Below are 16,509 nucleotides of genomic sequence, written 5' to 3'. Positions count from 1 at the left end.
CCACGACAGGTTTATTTCTAATGCCGGGCCGGGAAGCGCCGGCGGATCATCCCCCTGACCGCGACACGACGCGACCGGACGGCCCACAGCAGACGCGGTATGGCGTCTAGTCGGGCGCTACCGCACTTTCAGGAGAGCCTGCCATGCGCATGCTTCTTGTCCCGGCAGCCGTCGCTGCCCTTCTCGCAACCTCAGCGCTGTCCCTCGCGGCGGTCCAGCATGCGACCGGAACGGTCAAGGCCTTCGATTCGAAGGCGATGACGCTGACCCTCGCCGGCGGCGACACCTACCAGTTGCGCAAGACGCTCAAGAATCCCGGCCTGAAGGCCGGCGAGAAAGTGTCGATCAACTGGGAGATGAACGGCACCAAGAAGATGGCTGACACGGTAACCATCATCAAGTGACGGCCGGTCGAAAAGCGGAGCGGACGCGCTCTGCTTTTCGGCATCGATTGCACGCTTTTGCCAGATTCTGTGCTAAGCTTCCCCTCCGACGAACCAGGAAAGGAGATATCCGATGAAAGAATTTCAATGCGGGTCGCTCGTCCCGGGTTGTGACTGGCACACACGCCACGAGGAAGAAGCAGAGATCATGCGCCGCGCCGCGGAGCACATGCGGGTCACGCATGGCGAAACGGTGATCCGCGAGACGATGATCGAGGCGATCCGTTCGCGCATCGAAAAGGTCCGCGACGCCGCCTAGGCGGGTTTTCCCGCGCGACCCTTGTCCTTCATAATATCCGTGGCGCGCTGGAGAAGCGCGTCACGATCCATCGCAAATCCGCTTTCGACCCATCGATCTTCCAGGGTTCTTAGCATTCCGCCGACCTCTGGGCCCGGTGTGGCGCCGAGGGCAAGCAGGTCACGCCCGCCCAGCGGGAATTCCGGCCGGTGCCAGCCTTCGGCAAATTTCAGCAGTCGGGAACAGCCGCCCGCCTCCATCATGGCGTCATTGCTTTCAAGCGCACGGTTGCGCGCCGATGAGAGCGCAAGGCGAAGCCTGTCGACGGTCGCCTGCCTGTCGCCGGCATAGAGTTCGACAGCGAGGCTTGCCTCAGTGGCTTTCGGATCCGGTTGCCGGGCCGAAGCCCACAACCTGAGGCGCTCGGCGTCGGCGTTCGACAGTCTGAGGCGCTTGGCCATCGCGTCCATCCGCGCGGCATCGGGCGGCACCATGGACGCCAGCCGGAGCAAGGGATCGGGGCGCCAGCCCAGATCGTCCTCGGCGGCAACCAGCGGATGCACGCCGTCTATGCCCCATTTCTCGCTTTCAGGCAGCACCCGTGTCAGCACGCCGGCCTGGCGCATCCAGAGCAGTGCGCGCGACGGGTCGGGCGCCGAGAGCAGGCGCCTGAGTTCGGCCCAGACGCGTTCCGCCGACAACTGGCCGAGACCTTCCTTGAGCCGGGCGCAGGCCTTGAGCCCTTCCGCATCGGGCCGACCGGAGCCGTACCAGGCGAAAAAGCGAAAGAATCGGAGGATGCGCAGGTAGTCCTCGCGGATGCGGGCTTCCGGATCGCCGATGAAGCGCAGGGTACGGCTTTCGAGATCGGCCAGGCCGCCGACGAGGTCGACCACCGTGCCGTCCGCGCGGGCATAGAGGCCGTTGATGGTGAAGTCGCGGCGCTCTGCGTCTGCCTTCCAGTCGCGGCCGAAGCGGACCCTGGCGCGACGGCCGTCGGTCGCGACGTCGGCGCGCAAGGTCGTCACCTCGAAGGGGCGGCTGTCGGCGACCACGGTGATGGTGCCATGCTCGATCCCGGTTGGGATGGCGCGAAAGCCCGCGGCTTCGGCCCGGCTTATCGTCTCGGCCGGCGGCGTGGTGGTGGCGATGTCGATGTCGGCGACTTCCTGTCCAAGCAACGCGTTGCGCACCGCGCCGCCAGCCACCATGGCCTCGTCGCCATCGGCCCCGAGCGCAGCAAGCAGGCGCTGCAGCCGGTCGTCCCCAAGCCATTCGGCGCGTCCCGCTATGCTGACCGTCACAGATAAAGCCTTTCGTAGAGCGTGCGGATGATGCCCGCCGTCACGCCCCAGATGCGTTGGCCACCATAGGGCATGTCGTAGAAGAACCACTCGCGATCATTCCACATACGGCTGTCCTGGCGGTGGTTGACCGGATCCATGAGAAAACTCAGCGGCACTTCGAAGGCGGCATCAACCTCGTCGGCATTGATCGACAGGTCGAATCGCGGCTCGACGATGCCGAGCACGGGCACGATGCGATAGCCGCTGCCGGCGACGTAGTCCGGCAGGCGGCCGATGACCTCGATATGTCTGCCATCGAGGCCGATCTCCTCCTCGGTTTCGCGCAGGGCGGCTGCTTCCGGCGAAATGTCGGTCGGGTCTATCGTGCCCCCCGGAAAGGCGACCTGGCCGGAGTGGTTCTTAAGCCTCTCTGCCCGCTTGGTCAGGATGACGGTGGCATCCTTGCCACGATCGACGACCGGGATCAGAACCGCCGCGTCGCGCAATTCGCGCTGCAATGCCAGCCTGGGATGCTGCGGGTTGAAGCGGTGGTCGCCGTAGGAATCATCGCCATCGAGCGGCGCGCGTTCGCGGGCGGCGCGAAGGCGAAAGTCCTGCGCCGAAAACGGCAGGGTGGCATTGTCCTTCACGCGCTGAGCCGCTTCAGCGTTTCGGCCGGCATGATCGGGTAGGTCTCACCCCCGGACCGCACGGAAAACATGGTCCTGCCGTCGATCTCCAATTCCTCGCCATGCGCGACGAGTTCATACATGACCGGTCTTGCAACCAGCGCCTCCAGCCGCCCGCGCACCAGCACATAGGGCTTCAGCCCGCCGGTATCCGGTTCGTCGACGAACCGCAGCGGATGCTCGCGCCCCACCTCCACCACGTCGCCGACATTGGTGCGAAAGGTGATGATCTGTGCGTCGCCCGCGCCCGAAACGTTCATCTCCACGGCCAGAAATGGCGCATCGATTACGCGGATGCCGACCTTTTCCACTGGCGTTACGAGGTAGGTCTTGCCGTCATCGTCCTTGCGGAGCACGGTCGAGAAGAGTTGCACCAGCGGCATGCGACCTATCGGCGTGCCGAGGTAGAACCAGGTGCCGTCAGGCCTGATCTCCATGTCGAGGTCGCCGCAGAACGGGGGATTCCAGCGCTCGACCGGCGGCAGGCCCTTGCCGGCGCGCGTCGCGCGGCCGATCAGCGCCGAGAGACCGGCGGTGTCGCCAGCCTCTGCAAGTCCCGTTTCAGTCGGTGGTTTCTCATCAGTCATGGTCACGAAATAGTCACTGTTATTCCGCTTGTCAGCCGGAGGCAGTGAATTAAGTTCAAGTCGAGCGCCAGGCCAAGGCGCGAATCGCGGCACTGGAAACTTGCCGGCCGGCGTTCCAGACAAATCGAGGATCGATACGGCATGAGCATAATGGTCAAGCAGGCTCCGATCAGCGAGAAGGAAATGATCGCCGAGGCCGAAAAGGCGCTCGCCGATATTTCGCGTATCAGGGACGGCGTCGGGCGCGTCATTTTCGGTCAGGAGAGCGTCGTCGAGCGCACGCTTGTGGCCCTGCTTGCGGGCGGTCATGCGCTGCTGGTCGGCGTACCGGGTCTCGCCAAGACAAAGCTGGTCGAAACTCTCGGCGTGGTGCTCGGGCTCGACTCCAACCGCATCCAGTTCACGCCCGACCTGATGCCGTCCGATATCCTCGGGTCCGAAGTACTCGAACAGAACGAGGGCGGCAAGCGCTCCTTCCGCTTCATTCCGGGACCGATCTTCGCACAGCTGCTGATGGCCGACGAAATCAACCGGGCCAGCCCGCGCACCCAGTCGGCCCTGCTGCAGTCGATGCAGGAGTACCATGTCACCGTAGCCGGCGCGCGGCACGACCTGCCGTCGCCCTTCCACGTGCTGGCAACGCAGAACCCGCTGGAGCAGGAGGGTACGTATCCGCTCCCCGAGGCGCAGCTCGACCGCTTCCTGATGCAGATCGACATTCTCTATCCCGAGATCGAGGCCGAGCGGCGCATCCTGCTCGAGACCACTGGCGTCGAGGACGCCAAGGCCCAGAACGTGCTCAACCCTGAGCGGCTTAAGGAAATCCAGACCCTGATCCGGCGCATGCCGGTGCCCGAGAGCGTGGTCGACGCGATCCTGAAGCTCGTGCGCTCGGCACGGCCGGGGCAGGGCAACGCCGATGCCGACAAGCATATTGCGTGGGGCCCCGGGCCACGCGCCAGTCAGGCGCTGACGCTCTGCGCGCGTGCGCGAGCACTCTACGACGGGCGGCTCGCGCCTTCGATCGACGACATTCATGCACTTGCCGAGCCCGTGCTGCAGCACCGCATGGCGCTGACCTTCGCAGCCCGCGCCGAGGGCATGACGGTACGCGACGTCATCGCCGGGCTCGTCAAGGCGCAGGGCTGACGATGGAGACATCCGCGGCGAGGATCTCCTGATGGCCCGCATCGGCGAAGCCTCCGCCCCGGTTTCGACACGCGACGCGCTTGCCCGTGGCCGTGTCCGCGCCTCGCTGGTGCCCGACCTGCTGGTCGAGGCAAGGCGCATAGTCAACACGGTGATCGGCGGATGGCACGGCCGCCGCAAGCGCGGCATCGGCGAGAATTTCTGGCAGTTCCGGCCCTATGTGGAGGGCGAGGCCATGTCGCGCATTGACTGGCGGCGCTCGGCCCGCGACGACCACACCTATGTGCGCGATCGCGAATGGGAGGCAGCGCACACGGTGTGGCTGTGGGCCGATCCTTCGCCCTCGATGCTCTACAAGTCATCCAGCGCGACGGTTTCCAAGGAATCGCGGGCGCTTGTGCTGATCCTCGCTCTGGCCGAACTCCTGTCGCGCAGCGGCGAGCGCATCGCCTGGCCGGGACTGACCGATCCGTTCACCGCCCGCAACGGCGCCGAGCGGCTGGCCTCGCATCTCAGCCACGCCATCGAGTTGCCCGCCAAGCCCGAGCTTTCCGGCATCCGCCGCTTTTCCGACATCATCATCGCCAGTGATTTTCTCGATCCGCCCGAGGAAACCATGGCCTGGCTCGACGTGCTGGCCCGGCACGGCGTGCGTGCGCATCTCATCGAAGTTGCCGACCCGGCCGAGGAAGCCTTTCCCTATGCCGGCCGCACCGAGTTTTCCGACCCCGAAACCGGCCAGAAGCTTACCGCCGGGCGCGCCGAGAACGTGCGCGAGGATTACCGTCTGGCCTATGCGGCGCGCCGGCAAGAACTGGTGCGCTGGTGCAAGCGCCTCGGATGGAGCTACACGGTCAACCATACGGACCGGCTGGCCTCGGATGCGCTGGTGCGGGTGCACATGGCCATGTCCGCCGAAAGCGGCTTTGCCTCCGGTAACGCGGCATGAGCTGGCTCCCGCTCAGTTTCGGCTTTCCGGCGATCCTTTGGGGCCTGCTTGCCTTGCCGGTGATCTGGTGGCTTCTGCGCCTGACGCCGCCGAAGCCGCAGACGGAAGTTTTCCCGCCGCTCCGAATCCTTGCCCGGGTGCTGAAGAAGGAAGAGACGCCGCACCAGAGCCCATGGTGGCTGACACTGCTCAGGCTGCTGATGGCCTCCCTCATCGTGGCGGCCCTGGCCGAGCCGATCTGGAACCCGCGTGAGAAGCTGCCGACCGGCGGCGAGGCGCTGGCGCTGGTCGTCGACAATGGCTGGGCCAGCGCCCCCGACTGGGATCGCCGGGTCGCCACCGCGAAACGGTTGATCGCCGATGCCAATTCCAATGGCGTGCCGGTGGTCCTCGCCTTTACAGCCGAAAAACCCAATGCCGATATCGGGCCGTTTGACGCTGCTGCGGCACTCGACAAGCTGAATGTCGCCGAGCCGCGCCCGGTGCCAGTCGACAGGCCGGCCGTCTTTGCGCGGGTTGCCGGCGAGTTGCACGCCCTGCCGGGCGCCTCCATCGCAGTGCTGGCCGACGGGCTGGCGGCGCCGGGCGACCGGGAAGCCTTTGCGACGCTGCTCGACGAGGAGCCGGCGAGCATGCTCTGGGCCGTGCCGGACAGTCTCGGGATGGTCGGGCTGACGTCCGCGGAAAACGAAGTGTCGGGGTTCACGTTGTCGGCAACGCGCGCGCCCGGCAATCCGGCGCCGCGTCAGGTGACGGCCGGCGCCTTTGACGATAGGGGACGCCGCATCGCCGATGCGACGATCTCGTTCGGCGCAGGTGACACGGTCGGCAGCGGCGAGATGGCCGTGCCCTTCGAATTGCGCAACGACTTCTCCCATATAGCGATTGACGGCGAGGCCCAGGCGGCTGCGGTCCGCGTGCTCGACGAAAACGCCAAGCGGCGGCGGGTCGGGCTGCTGTCGCAATCCGAGGCCGATCAGGCACAGCCGCTGCTGTCGCCGCTCTATTACATCCGGCGGGCGCTGCAGCCCTTTGCCGATCTTGTGGAACCGGAGAGCCAGGATCTCGCCGAGGCCATTCCGGCGCTTCTGGAGCAGAAGCCGGCGATGATCGTGCTGGCCGATGTGGGGACGATCCCTGACGCGGCGCGCGCGCAACTGATCGACTGGGTCGACAATGGCGGCACGCTGGTGCGCTTTGCCGGCTCGAAGCTCGCGGCCGCAGGCAATGACGACGAGCTGCTGCCGGTCCGGCTGCGGATCGGCGAACGCTCCATGGGCGGCGCGCTTTCCTGGACGACCCCTCAGCCAGTGACAGACTTCCCGGCGACCGGGCCATTCGGTGACCTGCCACCTCCAGCCGAGGTCACGGTTTCGCGCCAGGTGCTGGCCGAGCCGACGTCGGACATCGTCGAACGCACCTGGGCGAGCCTCGGCGACGGAACGCCGCTGGTCACCGGCGCCAAGCGCGATAAGGGAACGCTGGTGCTGTTCCACGTCACGCCCGAGGCGACCTGGTCAAACCTGCCGATCTCGGGCAGCTTCGTCGAGATGCTGCGTCGCATCGTACAACTGTCGCGCAACCAGGGCGCGGTGGCCAACAGTGCCGACGGGCAAGTCGCGTCGCTGGCACCCTACCGCATGATCGCCGCAAACGGCACGCTGACGCCGCCGTCGCCCGATACAAGGCCGCTGCAGGTCAATGCCGCGTCCGCTCCGGTGACGCTGGAAAACCCGCCCGGTCTCTACGGCACGGAAGAGGGCGTCGTGGCGCACAACCTGCTGCCCACCGACGCGACCTTGGAACCGCTGGTGAGGCCGTCGGTTTCGGCGCCGCTTACCGAACTGCGCTATGCTCTGGATGATTCGCGTGACCTGAAGGGACCGCTGGTGGCAATCGCGCTCCTGCTGATGCTCCTCGACACGCTCGCCGTGTTCTGGATGGGCGGTGTCTTCTCGCGGCGCCCGCGCCGCCCCATGCGTTCGGCAGGGGCGCCGGCCGCAGCGCTGCTCCTGGCGCTGGGCCTCGCGTTCTTCCCCGACCATGCCCGTGCGCAGGACGCCAAACCCGGCGACGCCGAAGCGGTCGAGGCCATCTCGACCACCCGCATCGCCTATGTGCTGACGGGCGATCCAGGTGTCGATGCGGTCACCCGCGCCGGCATTGCCGGCCTGTCGCGCTTCATGATCGAGAAGACCGCGCTGGAGCCCGGCCTGCCTGCCGGCGTCGACATCGCCACCGACGAACTATCCTTCTATCCGCTGATCTACTGGCCGATCGATGCCAGGGCCGCGATGCCGAGCGAAGCGGCGATCGCGCGGGTCGACGCCTACATGCAGTCCGGCGGCACGGTGCTGTTCGACACGCGCGACCAGTTCTCGACCGGGATTTCGGCGGGCTCTGCAAGCTCTGCCACCGAGCGGCTGCGCGATATCCTTGGCAGCCTCAACGTTCCGCCGCTCGAGCCAGTGCCAGAAGATCACGTGCTGACCAAGGCGTTCTTCATCCTTCCGGAGTTTCCCGGGCGCTTCAACGGCAGCCCGCTCTGGGTCGAGGCGTCGCTGGAAGCCAGCAATGACGACAACCGCCCGGTGCGTACCGGCGACGGAGTCTCACCGATCATGATCACCGCCAACGACCTGGCCGGGGCCTGGGCGATCGACGAGAACGGCGACCCGCTGTTGCCGACAGTGCCGTCCGACCCGATGCAGCGAATCTACGCGCTGCGTGCCGGCGTCAACATCATGATGTACATGCTGACCGGCAACTACAAGTCGGACCAGGTGCACGTGCCGGTGCTGCTCGAACGGCTCGGGCAGTGAGCGCCACATCATGAACTATTCGCTCTCCTTCGAACCCCTGCTTTCATGGCCGCTCCTGGCAGCCATCCTTGTGCCCCTCGCGGTCATCGTCCTGGCTGGCCTGTGGCTACGCCAGCGTGGCGCGCTGTTCAGATTAGCAGCACTCGCCGCGCTTGCCGCGGCGCTGATCAATCCGGTTCTGCTCGACGAGGAGCGCGATCCGCTGAAGAGCGTGGTCGCGGTGATTGTCGATCGCAGCCAGAGCCAGGACATCGGCGCGCGGCAGGAGGAGACGAGTGCGGCACTTGCCGGCCTTCGGGAACGCCTCGCCCGCTTCAAGCAGTTCGAGGTACGCGTTATCGAAGCAGGGCGCGCTGATGCAGCCGACGAGCGCGCCGAGACGCGGCTATTTTCGGCGCTGGACGGAGCGTTCCGCGACGTGCCACCCTCGCGCATCGCTGGTGCAGTGATGATCACCGACGGCCAGGTGCATGACGTGCCGGAATCGGCCAAGAATTTCCCGGCGCCTCTGCATGCGCTGATCACTGGCGACGAGGACGAAAGCGACCGTCGCATCCGCTTCGAGAACGCGCCGCGCTTCGGTCTGGTCGGCAAGCCGCTGCAGATGAGCTACCGCGTATTGTCGGCCAACGGCGAGCGCGGAACGGTCGACGTCCGGGTGTCGATCAACGGACAGCCGGTATCGACGGAACGCGCGGTGATTGGCGAGGAGATGGTCCTCGACATCGTCATTCCCGGGGCTGGCCGCAATATCGTTGAACTGGCGATCGACGCCGCCGATGGCGAGATCACCGACACCAACAACCGCGCCATCGCCATTCTCGACGGCATCCGCGAGAACCTGCGCGTCCTGCTCGTCTCGGGAGAACCGCATGCCGGCGAACGCACCTGGCGCAATCTGCTGAAATCCGACGCCTCGGTCGACCTCGTCCACTTCACCATCCTCAGGCCACCGGAAAAGCAGGACGGCACGCCGATCAACGAACTGTCGCTGATTGCCTTTCCGACGCGTGAACTCTTCGTCGAGAAGATCAACGATTTCGACCTGATCATCTTCGACCGGTACCAGCACCGCGACGTGCTGCCGATCCTCTATTACGACTACATCGCGGAATATGTCGAAAAGGGCGGCGCGCTGCTGATCGCCGCCGGCCCGGAATATGCCGGCGAGCAGTCGATCGCGCGCACGCCGCTGATGTCGGCGCTGCCTGCCATGCCGACCGGGCAGGTGATCGAACAGGCCTTCTACCCGCGGCTGACCGAGCTCGGGCAGCGTCATCCGGTGACACGAGGGCTGGACGGTTCAGCCTCCGAACCGCCGCACTGGAGCCGCTGGTTCAGGCTGATTGGCATCGACCAGCCGGAAGGCGAGGCGGTAATGAAGGGGCCGGACGACAGGCCGCTGCTGCTGCTCGACCGCAAGGGCGAGGGCCGCGTCGGCATGCTTCTGTCCGACCAGGGCTGGCTGTGGGCGCGGGGCTTCGAAGGCGGCGGCCCGCATGTCGCGCTCTACCGCCGCATCGCGCACTGGCTGATGAAGGAGCCCGAACTCGAGGAAGAGCGGCTGACCGCAGGTGGCCGCGGCATGACGCTCGACATCATCCGCCAGACCATGCGTGACGAGGCCGGTCCTGCGCAGGTCATCATGCCGTCCGGCAAGACGCTGACCGTGCCACTGGCGTCGTCATCGCCCGGCGTGTTCACCGGCAGCGCCGAAGTCGATGAGATCGGCCTCTATCAGATCGGGAATGGCGACCTCAGCGCGCTGGCGCATGTCGGTCCCGTCAATGCGCCGGAATTCGCCGATACCGTTTCGACCGAAGAGGTGCTTGGTCCCGTCGCCAAGGAAACCGGCGGCTCGGTGCGGCGCATCGCCGGCCTGACCGGCGTATCGCTGCCGGGCATCGTGCCCGTGCGGGGGGCATCCAACGCCTCCGGCAATGACTGGATCGGCCTCAGGACCACAAACGACAGCGTGCTGAAGTCCGTCTCCCGGGTGCCGCTGTTCGGCGGTTTCTTCGGGCTCGGACTACTGCTTCTGGCGCTCGGCTCGATGTGGTACCGCGAGGGGCGGTAGCTACTCCTCGGGCTCCGTCGTGAACATCAGCGGATAGCCTTCCGCCTTGCCGGCATCGGTCGCGCGCGTCGCCTTGGTTTCGGCGACGTCGCGCGTATAGACGGCAACCACGCAGACGCCGAGCCTGTGCGCGGTGATCATCACTTTGTGGGCCTGGTCCTCCGACAGCCGGAACTCCGCCTTCAGCACCCGCACGACAAATTCGCGCGGCGTGAAATCGTCGTTGATCAGGATGACCTTGAAGAGCTTCGGCCGCTCGACTTTCGGCTTGGGCTTGACGCCGGGTGTGGTGACGGTCTGGGGCATCTGGCGTGCTGACGGCAGGAGCGCAACCCGGAAAGCGTTGCACAAAGCGGCAGCATCGTCCAGCCGGGAGGCCCGGTTCAGTTCCTGAACTTGCGTCATTCTTCCCTAGGGGCAGTATTGCGTGCGCGGCGGACACAAGTTCACCGCCGCAAAGGGAGAAACTGTCATGAACGACCTCAACCTTACGACCCTCGACTCGGGAACCGCGGCAGTCTCTGCCGCCAAGATCGATGCGCTGGCAGGCAGGCTGAGAGGCAGCGTCCTTGCCGACGGCGATGCCGGCTATGACGATGCGCGCACCATCTGGAATGCCACGATCGACCGCAGGCCCGGTCTTGTCGTCCAGTGCAAGGATGCCGGCGACGTCGCGCAGGCCGTGCGCTTTGCCCGCGACAACGCACTGCTGGTCGCGGTGCGCGGCGGCGGACACAATATTGCCGGCAACGCCGTCTGCGACGGCGGAATGATGATCGACCTCTCGCAGATGAAGGCAGTCCGCGTCGACAAGGCCGCACAGCGCGCCGTCGTCCAGCCGGGGGCTACGCTCGCCGATGTCGACCGGGAGACCCAGGCCGTCGGCCTCGCCGTGCCGACCGGCATCAATTCGACGACGGGAATCGCCGGCCTGACGCTCGGCGGCGGCTTCGGCTGGATCACACGCAAGTTCGGACTGACCATCGACAATCTGGTCTCGGCCGAGGTGGTGACGGCCGATGGCGAAGCCGTGCGCGCCAGCGAAAGCGAGAATCCCGACCTGTTCTGGGCGCTGCGGGGCGGCGGCGGCAATTTCGGCGTCGTTACCTCCTTCGAGTTCAAGCTTCACAAGATGGGGCCGGAAGTACTCGCGGGGCTGGTGGTGCATCCCTTCGCCGATGCCGAGGCGGTGCTGAAACAGTACCGGAAGGTGGTGGCGGCCGCGCCGGACGAACTGACCTGCTGGGTGGTCATGCGCCAGGCGCCGCCGCTGCCCTTCCTGCCCGAGGAGTGGCATGGCAAGGAAGTCCTGATCCTTGCCATGTGCTACTGCGGCGACATGCAGGCCGGCGAGAAGGCGACGGCTGCCTTGCGCTCGATCGGCAAGCCGATCGTCGATGTCGTCGGCCCCAATCCCTTCGCCGGCTGGCAGCAGGCCTTCGATCCGCTGCTGACACCCGGCGCGCGCAACTACTGGAAGAGCCACGATTTGACCGAACTGTCGGACGCGGCGCTCGGGGTGTTGCTGGCGGCTGTAGGGGCGCTTCCTGGCCCCGAATGCGAAGTGTTTCTCGCCCATGTCGGCGGCCAGGCCGACCGTGTGGCGCCGGACGCCACGGCGTTTCCGCAGCGCAATGCGCATTTCGTGATGAACGTGCATACGCGCTGGCGGGATGCCAGTGACGATGCGGCCTTCATCGGCTGGGCGCGCAGCCTGTTCGACGCGATGAAGCCGCATGCGGCGGGCACGGCCTATGTGAACTTCATGCCGGATGACGAGGGCGGCAGGGTCGAAGCAGCCTATGGCGGCAACTACAAGCGGCTTGCCTCGATCAAGAAGCGCTACGACCCGAAGAACCAGTTCCGGCTGAACCAGAACGTCAAGCCGGCGGCGTAGGAAGTTTGATGCCACAGGACGACGCTCCTCTGGCGAGGGCGTGACGGCTGGAAGGTTACAGTTTCCCGTTGCCACGCCCGGCACACACCGTCTGGCTTTTGTCAAAGAACGCTCCCAGCCACGGAGGGAGAAGTCGGGAAGCGGGGCGCTTGGCCGAGCCTCTCTAAGTAAATATGTGGCGCAGCTTCTGCGCCCCGCCGACGTTCTTGCCCTGCCCGAGGGAGCAACGAGTTTCACGCACATGCCTCAGCCAGGGCCCGGGTCTTCGGATGATAATGTCCAAACCGCGCCACCGTTTCGCGCAGCCACCCGGCGCCGTCCCCTGCCACGCTCGCCCGGTTCGCGACCCCGCGTTCCCGTACAGGAGATGCCAGCATTATGCGGGAGGTCGCGGGGGTGTGGATGAAATGATGATCGCTGCCGAAGAAAGGCCTCGCCGTGCACGTCTTGCCAGCTTCGGAACCACACAATTCATCCACGCCGGGACCCCTCAATCACGCTCGGACCAGATATCTGGGGCCGATCCGACGATCGCCACGATGCAGGTCGAATATCTGCTGCACCGGATAATTTTACCCGGGTATAATTGACTGCAGTTTATTATCCGGGTAGAAATCGCCGACATAAGATTTGGCCACCACGCCAATGAGGCCCGGTGCGCACTCGCAGCAAGGAAAAATCAGCATGCCTGCTATGGCTGAGGAACTCAGAAAGATCGGCATTGCGGTTGCCCGGACAGACGAAGGATTCGATCTGCCGGTCATAGATGTGACCCATCCGAGGTTTGCGATCGCCGAGGACGCCGCGAGTGCTGCGAGCCTGCATGCAGCCCTTGTGCGGCACGAACGTCGACATCGCATGGTGCCGGGTTTCCTGATGCGCTTCATGCTGAAGGCGGCGGCAAAGAGATCACGGCTCGTCAATGCCATGTTCGGAAGTGGAGATTCGGCGTTCCTCGATGGCATGAGCACCTATGTGATGAAGACTGGCCCGGACAATCTGCTGGCGCCCTACGACACGCCCACAGACCGGCAGTTTGCCGCATCACCACATGCCATCTACATGCGGTTGCGCACGCAACAGATCGCCGGGCTGTTGGCCGACGGCCTAGTGCGCGAACTGGCTGGTGCAGGCGACAGGCCACTCGTGCTGCTCAACATTGCTGGCGGGCCAGCGATTGACAGCATGAACGCGCTTATCCTCATGGCGCGCGATGCGCCGCATCTCCTGCGCCGGCGCATCGCGCTCCATGTTCTAGACCTTGATGATGCCGGACCGCGCTTTGGTAACAATGCCCTTCTGCAGCTGACGGCAGAGGGCGCGCCGCTATGCGGGCTAGACATCGATTTCGCCCACACATCCTACGACTGGAACGGCACATCTGCGCTTTCGGCCATCGTCGAACGGTTACAGGACGCGGTCCTCGTGGCCTCGTCGGAGGGCGGTCTGTTCGAATATGGCAGCGACGCGGCCATCGTCGCCAATCTGAAGGCGCTTCGAGCGGATGGAGTCGGCGCGCGGTGCATCGCCGGCTCGGTGACGCGTAACGACGAAGCGCGGGCCAAACTGATTGGCGCCAGCCAGTTCGAGATCATTCCGCGCGGCATCGGCGTATTCTCGCCGCTCGCAGCTGAGGCCGGGTATGCGATCAGCGACGTCCGCTCCACTGTCTGGAGCGATCAGGTCTCATTGAGGTTAATCGTGGAGTAGCTCCCTATCTCCGCAGCACCGCGCTCAGCACGTCCCTGACGCCAATGGCTCCCATGAAGCGGGAGGCTTCGTCGAACAGCGCCACGGGCGCGGCTGTCAGCGGTGCGACCAGTCCTCGGGATTGGCGGAATTGCCCGGCGACAGGCCAAGAATGTCGCCGTCGGTTGTGACGCCAAGCCCAAGGACCGTGCGGTTGGCATAGGCGAAATAGGCGACGACCTGGTTGATTTCGAGGATCTGTCCGTCGTCGAAACCTGCCTTGCGCAGGGCCTCGGCATCGCCGCTGGTGACCTCGGCAGGGCTGAGGGTAAGCTTTGCGGCATAGGCGAGGGCGGCCTGCTCCCGCGCGTCGAATGCGCCTGCAGAATCTCCGCTTTCGATGGCCGCGCGGATGCCCGCGGCGCGCGCCTCGTCGCCGAGCAGGCGACGCATGCCGGCAAAATGATGCTCGACGCAGTATTTGCAGGCGTTGAGGTGGCTGACCAGAACTCCGAGTGCCTCGAGGAACCATTTCGGCACGGTGTTGGCCGAGTGGTGCAGCACGTATTTGTAGAGCGTCATGTGGCCGTCCATGGTGTGCGGCCTGAGGCTATGCGCCATCATGATGTTGTCGACGTTGTCGTCCGGCCCCTTGATGCGATCGTAGAGTTGCTTCAGCCGCCCGCTGGCGTCTTCATAGGCGACGGTATTGATAAAGGTCATGCTGGAATTCCTGATCCTATCGAGCTCATCGATAGGCCAGGCTTGCCGGTTGCACAACGACGGACTGCGCCCGTGCGGCCCGGTTCTTTCCGCTGAAACAAAAATGCCCTCCGCATGCAACGCGGAGGGCAAAAAGGTGCCGCTTCCCTCAGGACCCAGGCGAGAACCAGCCTGCCGGATCGATGGAGGCGGAGGCGGCCGTCGCAGGTACGATCGACCTACTTTGCGATGGCAAGCGTCACGCTTGCGATGCCAACGGCGAGGTTGAGGCCGGTCTGGCCGTCGAGCTTGAGCGGCTGCAGGGCGATTTCCTGCTGGGTCCCGACCAGCGCCTTGGCGCCAAGGCCGAGGCCGGCGGTCACTTCAGCCGAAAGCCCGCTGTAGGAACCGGCAAGCTTGCCCTTCAGCTTGGTCTTGGGGTCGGCATAGACACCCCAGACAACCTTGCCTTCGCCGGTGAAGCCGACGTCGAGGCCGAGCTTGCTGATCTTGCCGCTGTAACGGTGCGGGGACTTTTCGCCCTTCACGTCAAAGGAGCAGGTTAGCGCCTTCGACGACCCGACGACGAAGCCGACGCCGGCTGCAACGTCGCAGGTAAGCGTGCCGCGCTTGATGAACTTCGATGCATCGACCGCTCCAGCTGCGTTTCCGCCATTGAGCGTGACGGCCGAGAGGGCCGCTGCACCCAGGGTCAATGCCAGGAAATGGCTGCGGTGTGTTGAATTGGTCATGTGAAAACTCCTGTTGAGGAGTGCAGCACTAGTCGATGGAGATGAACGAGGAAAACGAATAATTCATATGGGTTAAACGAGAAATCCTTGATAGAGGTTGGTTGTTCGCGCGCACGCGGGCGCTCAGCCGGCGTGCTCATGACAGGAGAGCAGACATGGACATCGAACTCGCCCGGACGTTCCTCGAAGTCCTGACTTCGGGAAACTTCGTCAACGCGTCGCGGCGCCTGCATGTCACGCAATCGGCGGTAAGCCTGCGTATCAAGAGGCTCGAGGAAGAACTTGGGCGCGAGGTGTTCCTGCGCACAAAGACGGGGGCGGAACTGACACCCGCCGGCCAGCAGTTCGAGCGTTTCGCCCGCTCCCTGCTGAAGGTCTGGGAGGAGGCCCGCTATCACGTTGCGGTGCCCGAGGGGTTCCAGGACATGCTCATCATCGGCAGCCAGTACAGCCTGTGGCCGAAGCTGACCATGCGCTGGCTGCGCCTGCTCGAACGCCAGTTTCCGCATGTCTCGCTGCGCGCCGAAATGGGGATGCCGGACCGGCTGCTGCGCATGATGCTCGACGGTGTCCTCGACATCGGGATCATGTACACGCCGCAACTGAGGCCGGGTCTTGAGGTCGAGGTGCTGATGGAGGACACGCTGGTTCTCGCTTCGACCAATCCGAACTACGACGCAAACCTCGACAGAGACTACGTCTTCATCGACTGGGGCCCGGAGTTCGTGCAGGCGCACCAGATGCAATACCCCGAGTTCCGCTCCACCCATGTCAGCCTGGCGCTTGGCACGCTCGCGGCGCGCTACGTGGTCGAGCACCAGCGGGCAGGCTACTTTCCGGCCCGCTTCATCGAGGACCTCATCGCGAACGGCACGCTGCACATTGTCAGTGGTGCGCCGGCCTTTCCGTTTCCGGTCTATACCGTCTGGAATCCCGAGAAGGACACGAAGATCATCGCGCCTGCCTTGAAGCTGTTGCGCAGGGTGGCCGAGAAGGTCGACGACGATCAGGTCGACCTGCTCGAGGATGCCGGGATCGAGGAAAAGGAGGCGTTCAGGCTGGGCACGTTCCTGGTTGAAAGCGAGTAGGCCGCCGGAGGCATTTCGGTGTCAGCGTACCGGAGGATGCACGAAAGAATGAGAGAAACTCACTTAAAGCATGACAATTATTAGCTTTACAGATTGATGCACGTTTGCGATCTGCCGCCTCCCCAAAGAGGAAGGTAGATT

The 16,509-nt window shown here is 64.9% G+C and carries 15 protein-coding genes; 9 read left to right on the top strand and 6 right to left on the bottom strand.

What is annotated here, in order from left to right:
- Positions 1-143: 143 nt before the first annotated feature.
- Together ACT2BZ_RS00770 and ACT2BZ_RS00765 are read left to right on the top strand one after the other, a co-directional pair.
- A complete protein-coding gene (locus ACT2BZ_RS00770) occupies positions 144-404 on the top strand; it encodes a DUF1344 domain-containing protein (RefSeq protein ID WP_457938572.1) in 261 nt (86 codons plus the stop codon).
- A gap of 112 nt (positions 405-516) precedes the next feature.
- The gene (locus ACT2BZ_RS00765; protein WP_457938570.1) at positions 517-702 is read left to right on the top strand and encodes a DUF1059 domain-containing protein; all 186 of its coding nucleotides are present in this window, start codon (positions 517-519) and stop codon (positions 700-702) included.
- On the opposite strand, the gene ACT2BZ_RS00760 is transcribed toward ACT2BZ_RS00765, so the two are convergent.
- The 3 genes from ACT2BZ_RS00760 to ACT2BZ_RS00750 are packed head-to-tail and all read right to left on the bottom strand — an operon-like array spanning position 699 to position 3,243.
- Complete coding sequence (locus ACT2BZ_RS00760) at positions 699-1,985, bottom strand: CCA tRNA nucleotidyltransferase (RefSeq protein ID WP_457938568.1); 1,287 nt, start codon at positions 1,983-1,985, stop codon at positions 699-701. The two genes, ACT2BZ_RS00765 and ACT2BZ_RS00760, sit on opposite strands and share 4 nt — an antisense overlap.
- The gene (locus tag ACT2BZ_RS00755; protein ID WP_457938567.1) at positions 1,982-2,617 is read right to left on the bottom strand and encodes a CoA pyrophosphatase; all 636 of its coding nucleotides are present in this window, start codon (positions 2,615-2,617) and stop codon (positions 1,982-1,984) included. Before ACT2BZ_RS00755 ends, ACT2BZ_RS00760 begins: the two co-directional genes overlap by 4 nt.
- Positions 2,614-3,243, bottom strand: a complete 630-nt coding sequence (locus ACT2BZ_RS00750; RefSeq protein ID WP_457941435.1) for a DUF1285 domain-containing protein — start codon at positions 3,241-3,243, stop codon at positions 2,614-2,616. The genes ACT2BZ_RS00755 and ACT2BZ_RS00750 overlap by 4 nt, the downstream gene beginning before the upstream one ends.
- Positions 3,244-3,384: 141 nt before the next feature.
- Here ACT2BZ_RS00750 and ACT2BZ_RS00745 point away from each other — a divergent pair, with 141 nt between their 5' ends.
- From ACT2BZ_RS00745 to ACT2BZ_RS00730, 4 genes are read left to right on the top strand one after another with little or no spacing between them, the layout of a single operon-like run.
- Complete coding sequence (locus tag ACT2BZ_RS00745) at positions 3,385-4,392, top strand: AAA family ATPase (protein WP_457938565.1); 1,008 nt, start codon at positions 3,385-3,387, stop codon at positions 4,390-4,392.
- Between the two features lie 31 nt (positions 4,393-4,423).
- Positions 4,424-5,341, top strand: coding sequence for a DUF58 domain-containing protein (locus ACT2BZ_RS00740; RefSeq protein ID WP_457938564.1), 918 nt, complete (start codon positions 4,424-4,426; stop codon positions 5,339-5,341).
- The gene (locus ACT2BZ_RS00735; protein WP_457938562.1) at positions 5,338-8,163 is read left to right on the top strand and encodes a DUF4159 domain-containing protein; all 2,826 of its coding nucleotides are present in this window, start codon (positions 5,338-5,340) and stop codon (positions 8,161-8,163) included. Before ACT2BZ_RS00740 ends, ACT2BZ_RS00735 begins: the two co-directional genes overlap by 4 nt.
- Before the next feature lie 10 nt (positions 8,164-8,173).
- Positions 8,174-10,240: a hypothetical protein gene (locus tag ACT2BZ_RS00730; RefSeq protein ID WP_457938560.1), complete on the top strand. Its 2,067-nt coding sequence runs from the start codon at positions 8,174-8,176 to the stop codon at positions 10,238-10,240.
- Here the strand turns inward: ACT2BZ_RS00730 and clpS are convergent, their stop codons facing one another.
- Positions 10,241-10,546, bottom strand: a complete 306-nt coding sequence (gene clpS / locus ACT2BZ_RS00725; protein WP_457941434.1) for an ATP-dependent Clp protease adapter ClpS — start codon at positions 10,544-10,546, stop codon at positions 10,241-10,243.
- A gap of 166 nt (positions 10,547-10,712) precedes the next feature.
- Here clpS and ACT2BZ_RS00720 point away from each other — a divergent pair, with 166 nt between their 5' ends.
- Positions 10,713-12,137, top strand: a complete 1,425-nt coding sequence (locus ACT2BZ_RS00720) for an FAD-binding oxidoreductase (protein ID WP_457938558.1) — start codon at positions 10,713-10,715, stop codon at positions 12,135-12,137.
- Between the two features lie 693 nt (positions 12,138-12,830).
- Complete coding sequence (locus ACT2BZ_RS00715) at positions 12,831-13,847, top strand: hypothetical protein (protein ID WP_457938557.1); 1,017 nt, start codon at positions 12,831-12,833, stop codon at positions 13,845-13,847.
- A 96-nt stretch (positions 13,848-13,943) separates the two neighbouring features.
- Here the strand turns inward: ACT2BZ_RS00715 and ACT2BZ_RS00710 are convergent, their stop codons facing one another.
- Both ACT2BZ_RS00710 and ACT2BZ_RS00705 read right to left on the bottom strand, forming a co-directional pair.
- Entirely contained in the window at positions 13,944-14,549 is a 606-nt protein-coding gene (locus tag ACT2BZ_RS00710) for a carboxymuconolactone decarboxylase family protein (protein WP_457938556.1), read from the bottom strand.
- Positions 14,550-14,767: 218 nt separating this feature from the next.
- Positions 14,768-15,280, bottom strand: coding sequence for a DUF992 domain-containing protein (locus tag ACT2BZ_RS00705; RefSeq protein WP_457938554.1), 513 nt, complete (start codon positions 15,278-15,280; stop codon positions 14,768-14,770).
- Between the two features lie 155 nt (positions 15,281-15,435).
- Here ACT2BZ_RS00705 and ACT2BZ_RS00700 point away from each other — a divergent pair, with 155 nt between their 5' ends.
- Positions 15,436-16,368 (top strand): LysR family transcriptional regulator, encoded by a 933-nt coding sequence (locus ACT2BZ_RS00700; protein ID WP_457938552.1) that lies wholly within the window; start codon positions 15,436-15,438, stop codon positions 16,366-16,368.
- The last annotated feature ends 141 nt before the right edge of the window (positions 16,369-16,509 follow it).

It is taken from the genome of Mesorhizobium sp. 10J20-29 (genome assembly GCF_054130485.1).
This window is presented reverse-complemented; position numbering and strand designations above follow the sequence as displayed.

Coding starts and splice junctions, on each gene's coding strand:
- ACT2BZ_RS00720 (WP_457938558.1), top strand. CDS start 10,713: ATGAACGACCTCAACCTTACGACCCTCGACTCGGGAACCGCGGCAGTC.
- ACT2BZ_RS00710 (WP_457938556.1), bottom strand. CDS start 14,549: ATGACCTTTATCAATACCGTCGCCTATGAAGACGCCAGCGGGCGGCTG.
- ACT2BZ_RS00765 (WP_457938570.1), top strand. CDS start 517: ATGAAAGAATTTCAATGCGGGTCGCTCGTCCCGGGTTGTGACTGGCAC.
- ACT2BZ_RS00770 (WP_457938572.1), top strand. CDS start 144: ATGCGCATGCTTCTTGTCCCGGCAGCCGTCGCTGCCCTTCTCGCAACC.
- ACT2BZ_RS00705 (WP_457938554.1), bottom strand. CDS start 15,280: ATGACCAATTCAACACACCGCAGCCATTTCCTGGCATTGACCCTGGGT.
- ACT2BZ_RS00730 (WP_457938560.1), top strand. CDS start 8,174: ATGAACTATTCGCTCTCCTTCGAACCCCTGCTTTCATGGCCGCTCCTG.
- ACT2BZ_RS00700 (WP_457938552.1), top strand. CDS start 15,436: ATGGACATCGAACTCGCCCGGACGTTCCTCGAAGTCCTGACTTCGGGA.
- ACT2BZ_RS00740 (WP_457938564.1), top strand. CDS start 4,424: ATGGCCCGCATCGGCGAAGCCTCCGCCCCGGTTTCGACACGCGACGCG.
- ACT2BZ_RS00745 (WP_457938565.1), top strand. CDS start 3,385: ATGAGCATAATGGTCAAGCAGGCTCCGATCAGCGAGAAGGAAATGATC.
- ACT2BZ_RS00750 (WP_457941435.1), bottom strand. CDS start 3,243: ATGACTGATGAGAAACCACCGACTGAAACGGGACTTGCAGAGGCTGGC.
- clpS (WP_457941434.1), bottom strand. CDS start 10,546: ATGCCCCAGACCGTCACCACACCCGGCGTCAAGCCCAAGCCGAAAGTC.
- ACT2BZ_RS00715 (WP_457938557.1), top strand. CDS start 12,831: ATGGCTGAGGAACTCAGAAAGATCGGCATTGCGGTTGCCCGGACAGAC.
- ACT2BZ_RS00735 (WP_457938562.1), top strand. CDS start 5,338: ATGAGCTGGCTCCCGCTCAGTTTCGGCTTTCCGGCGATCCTTTGGGGC.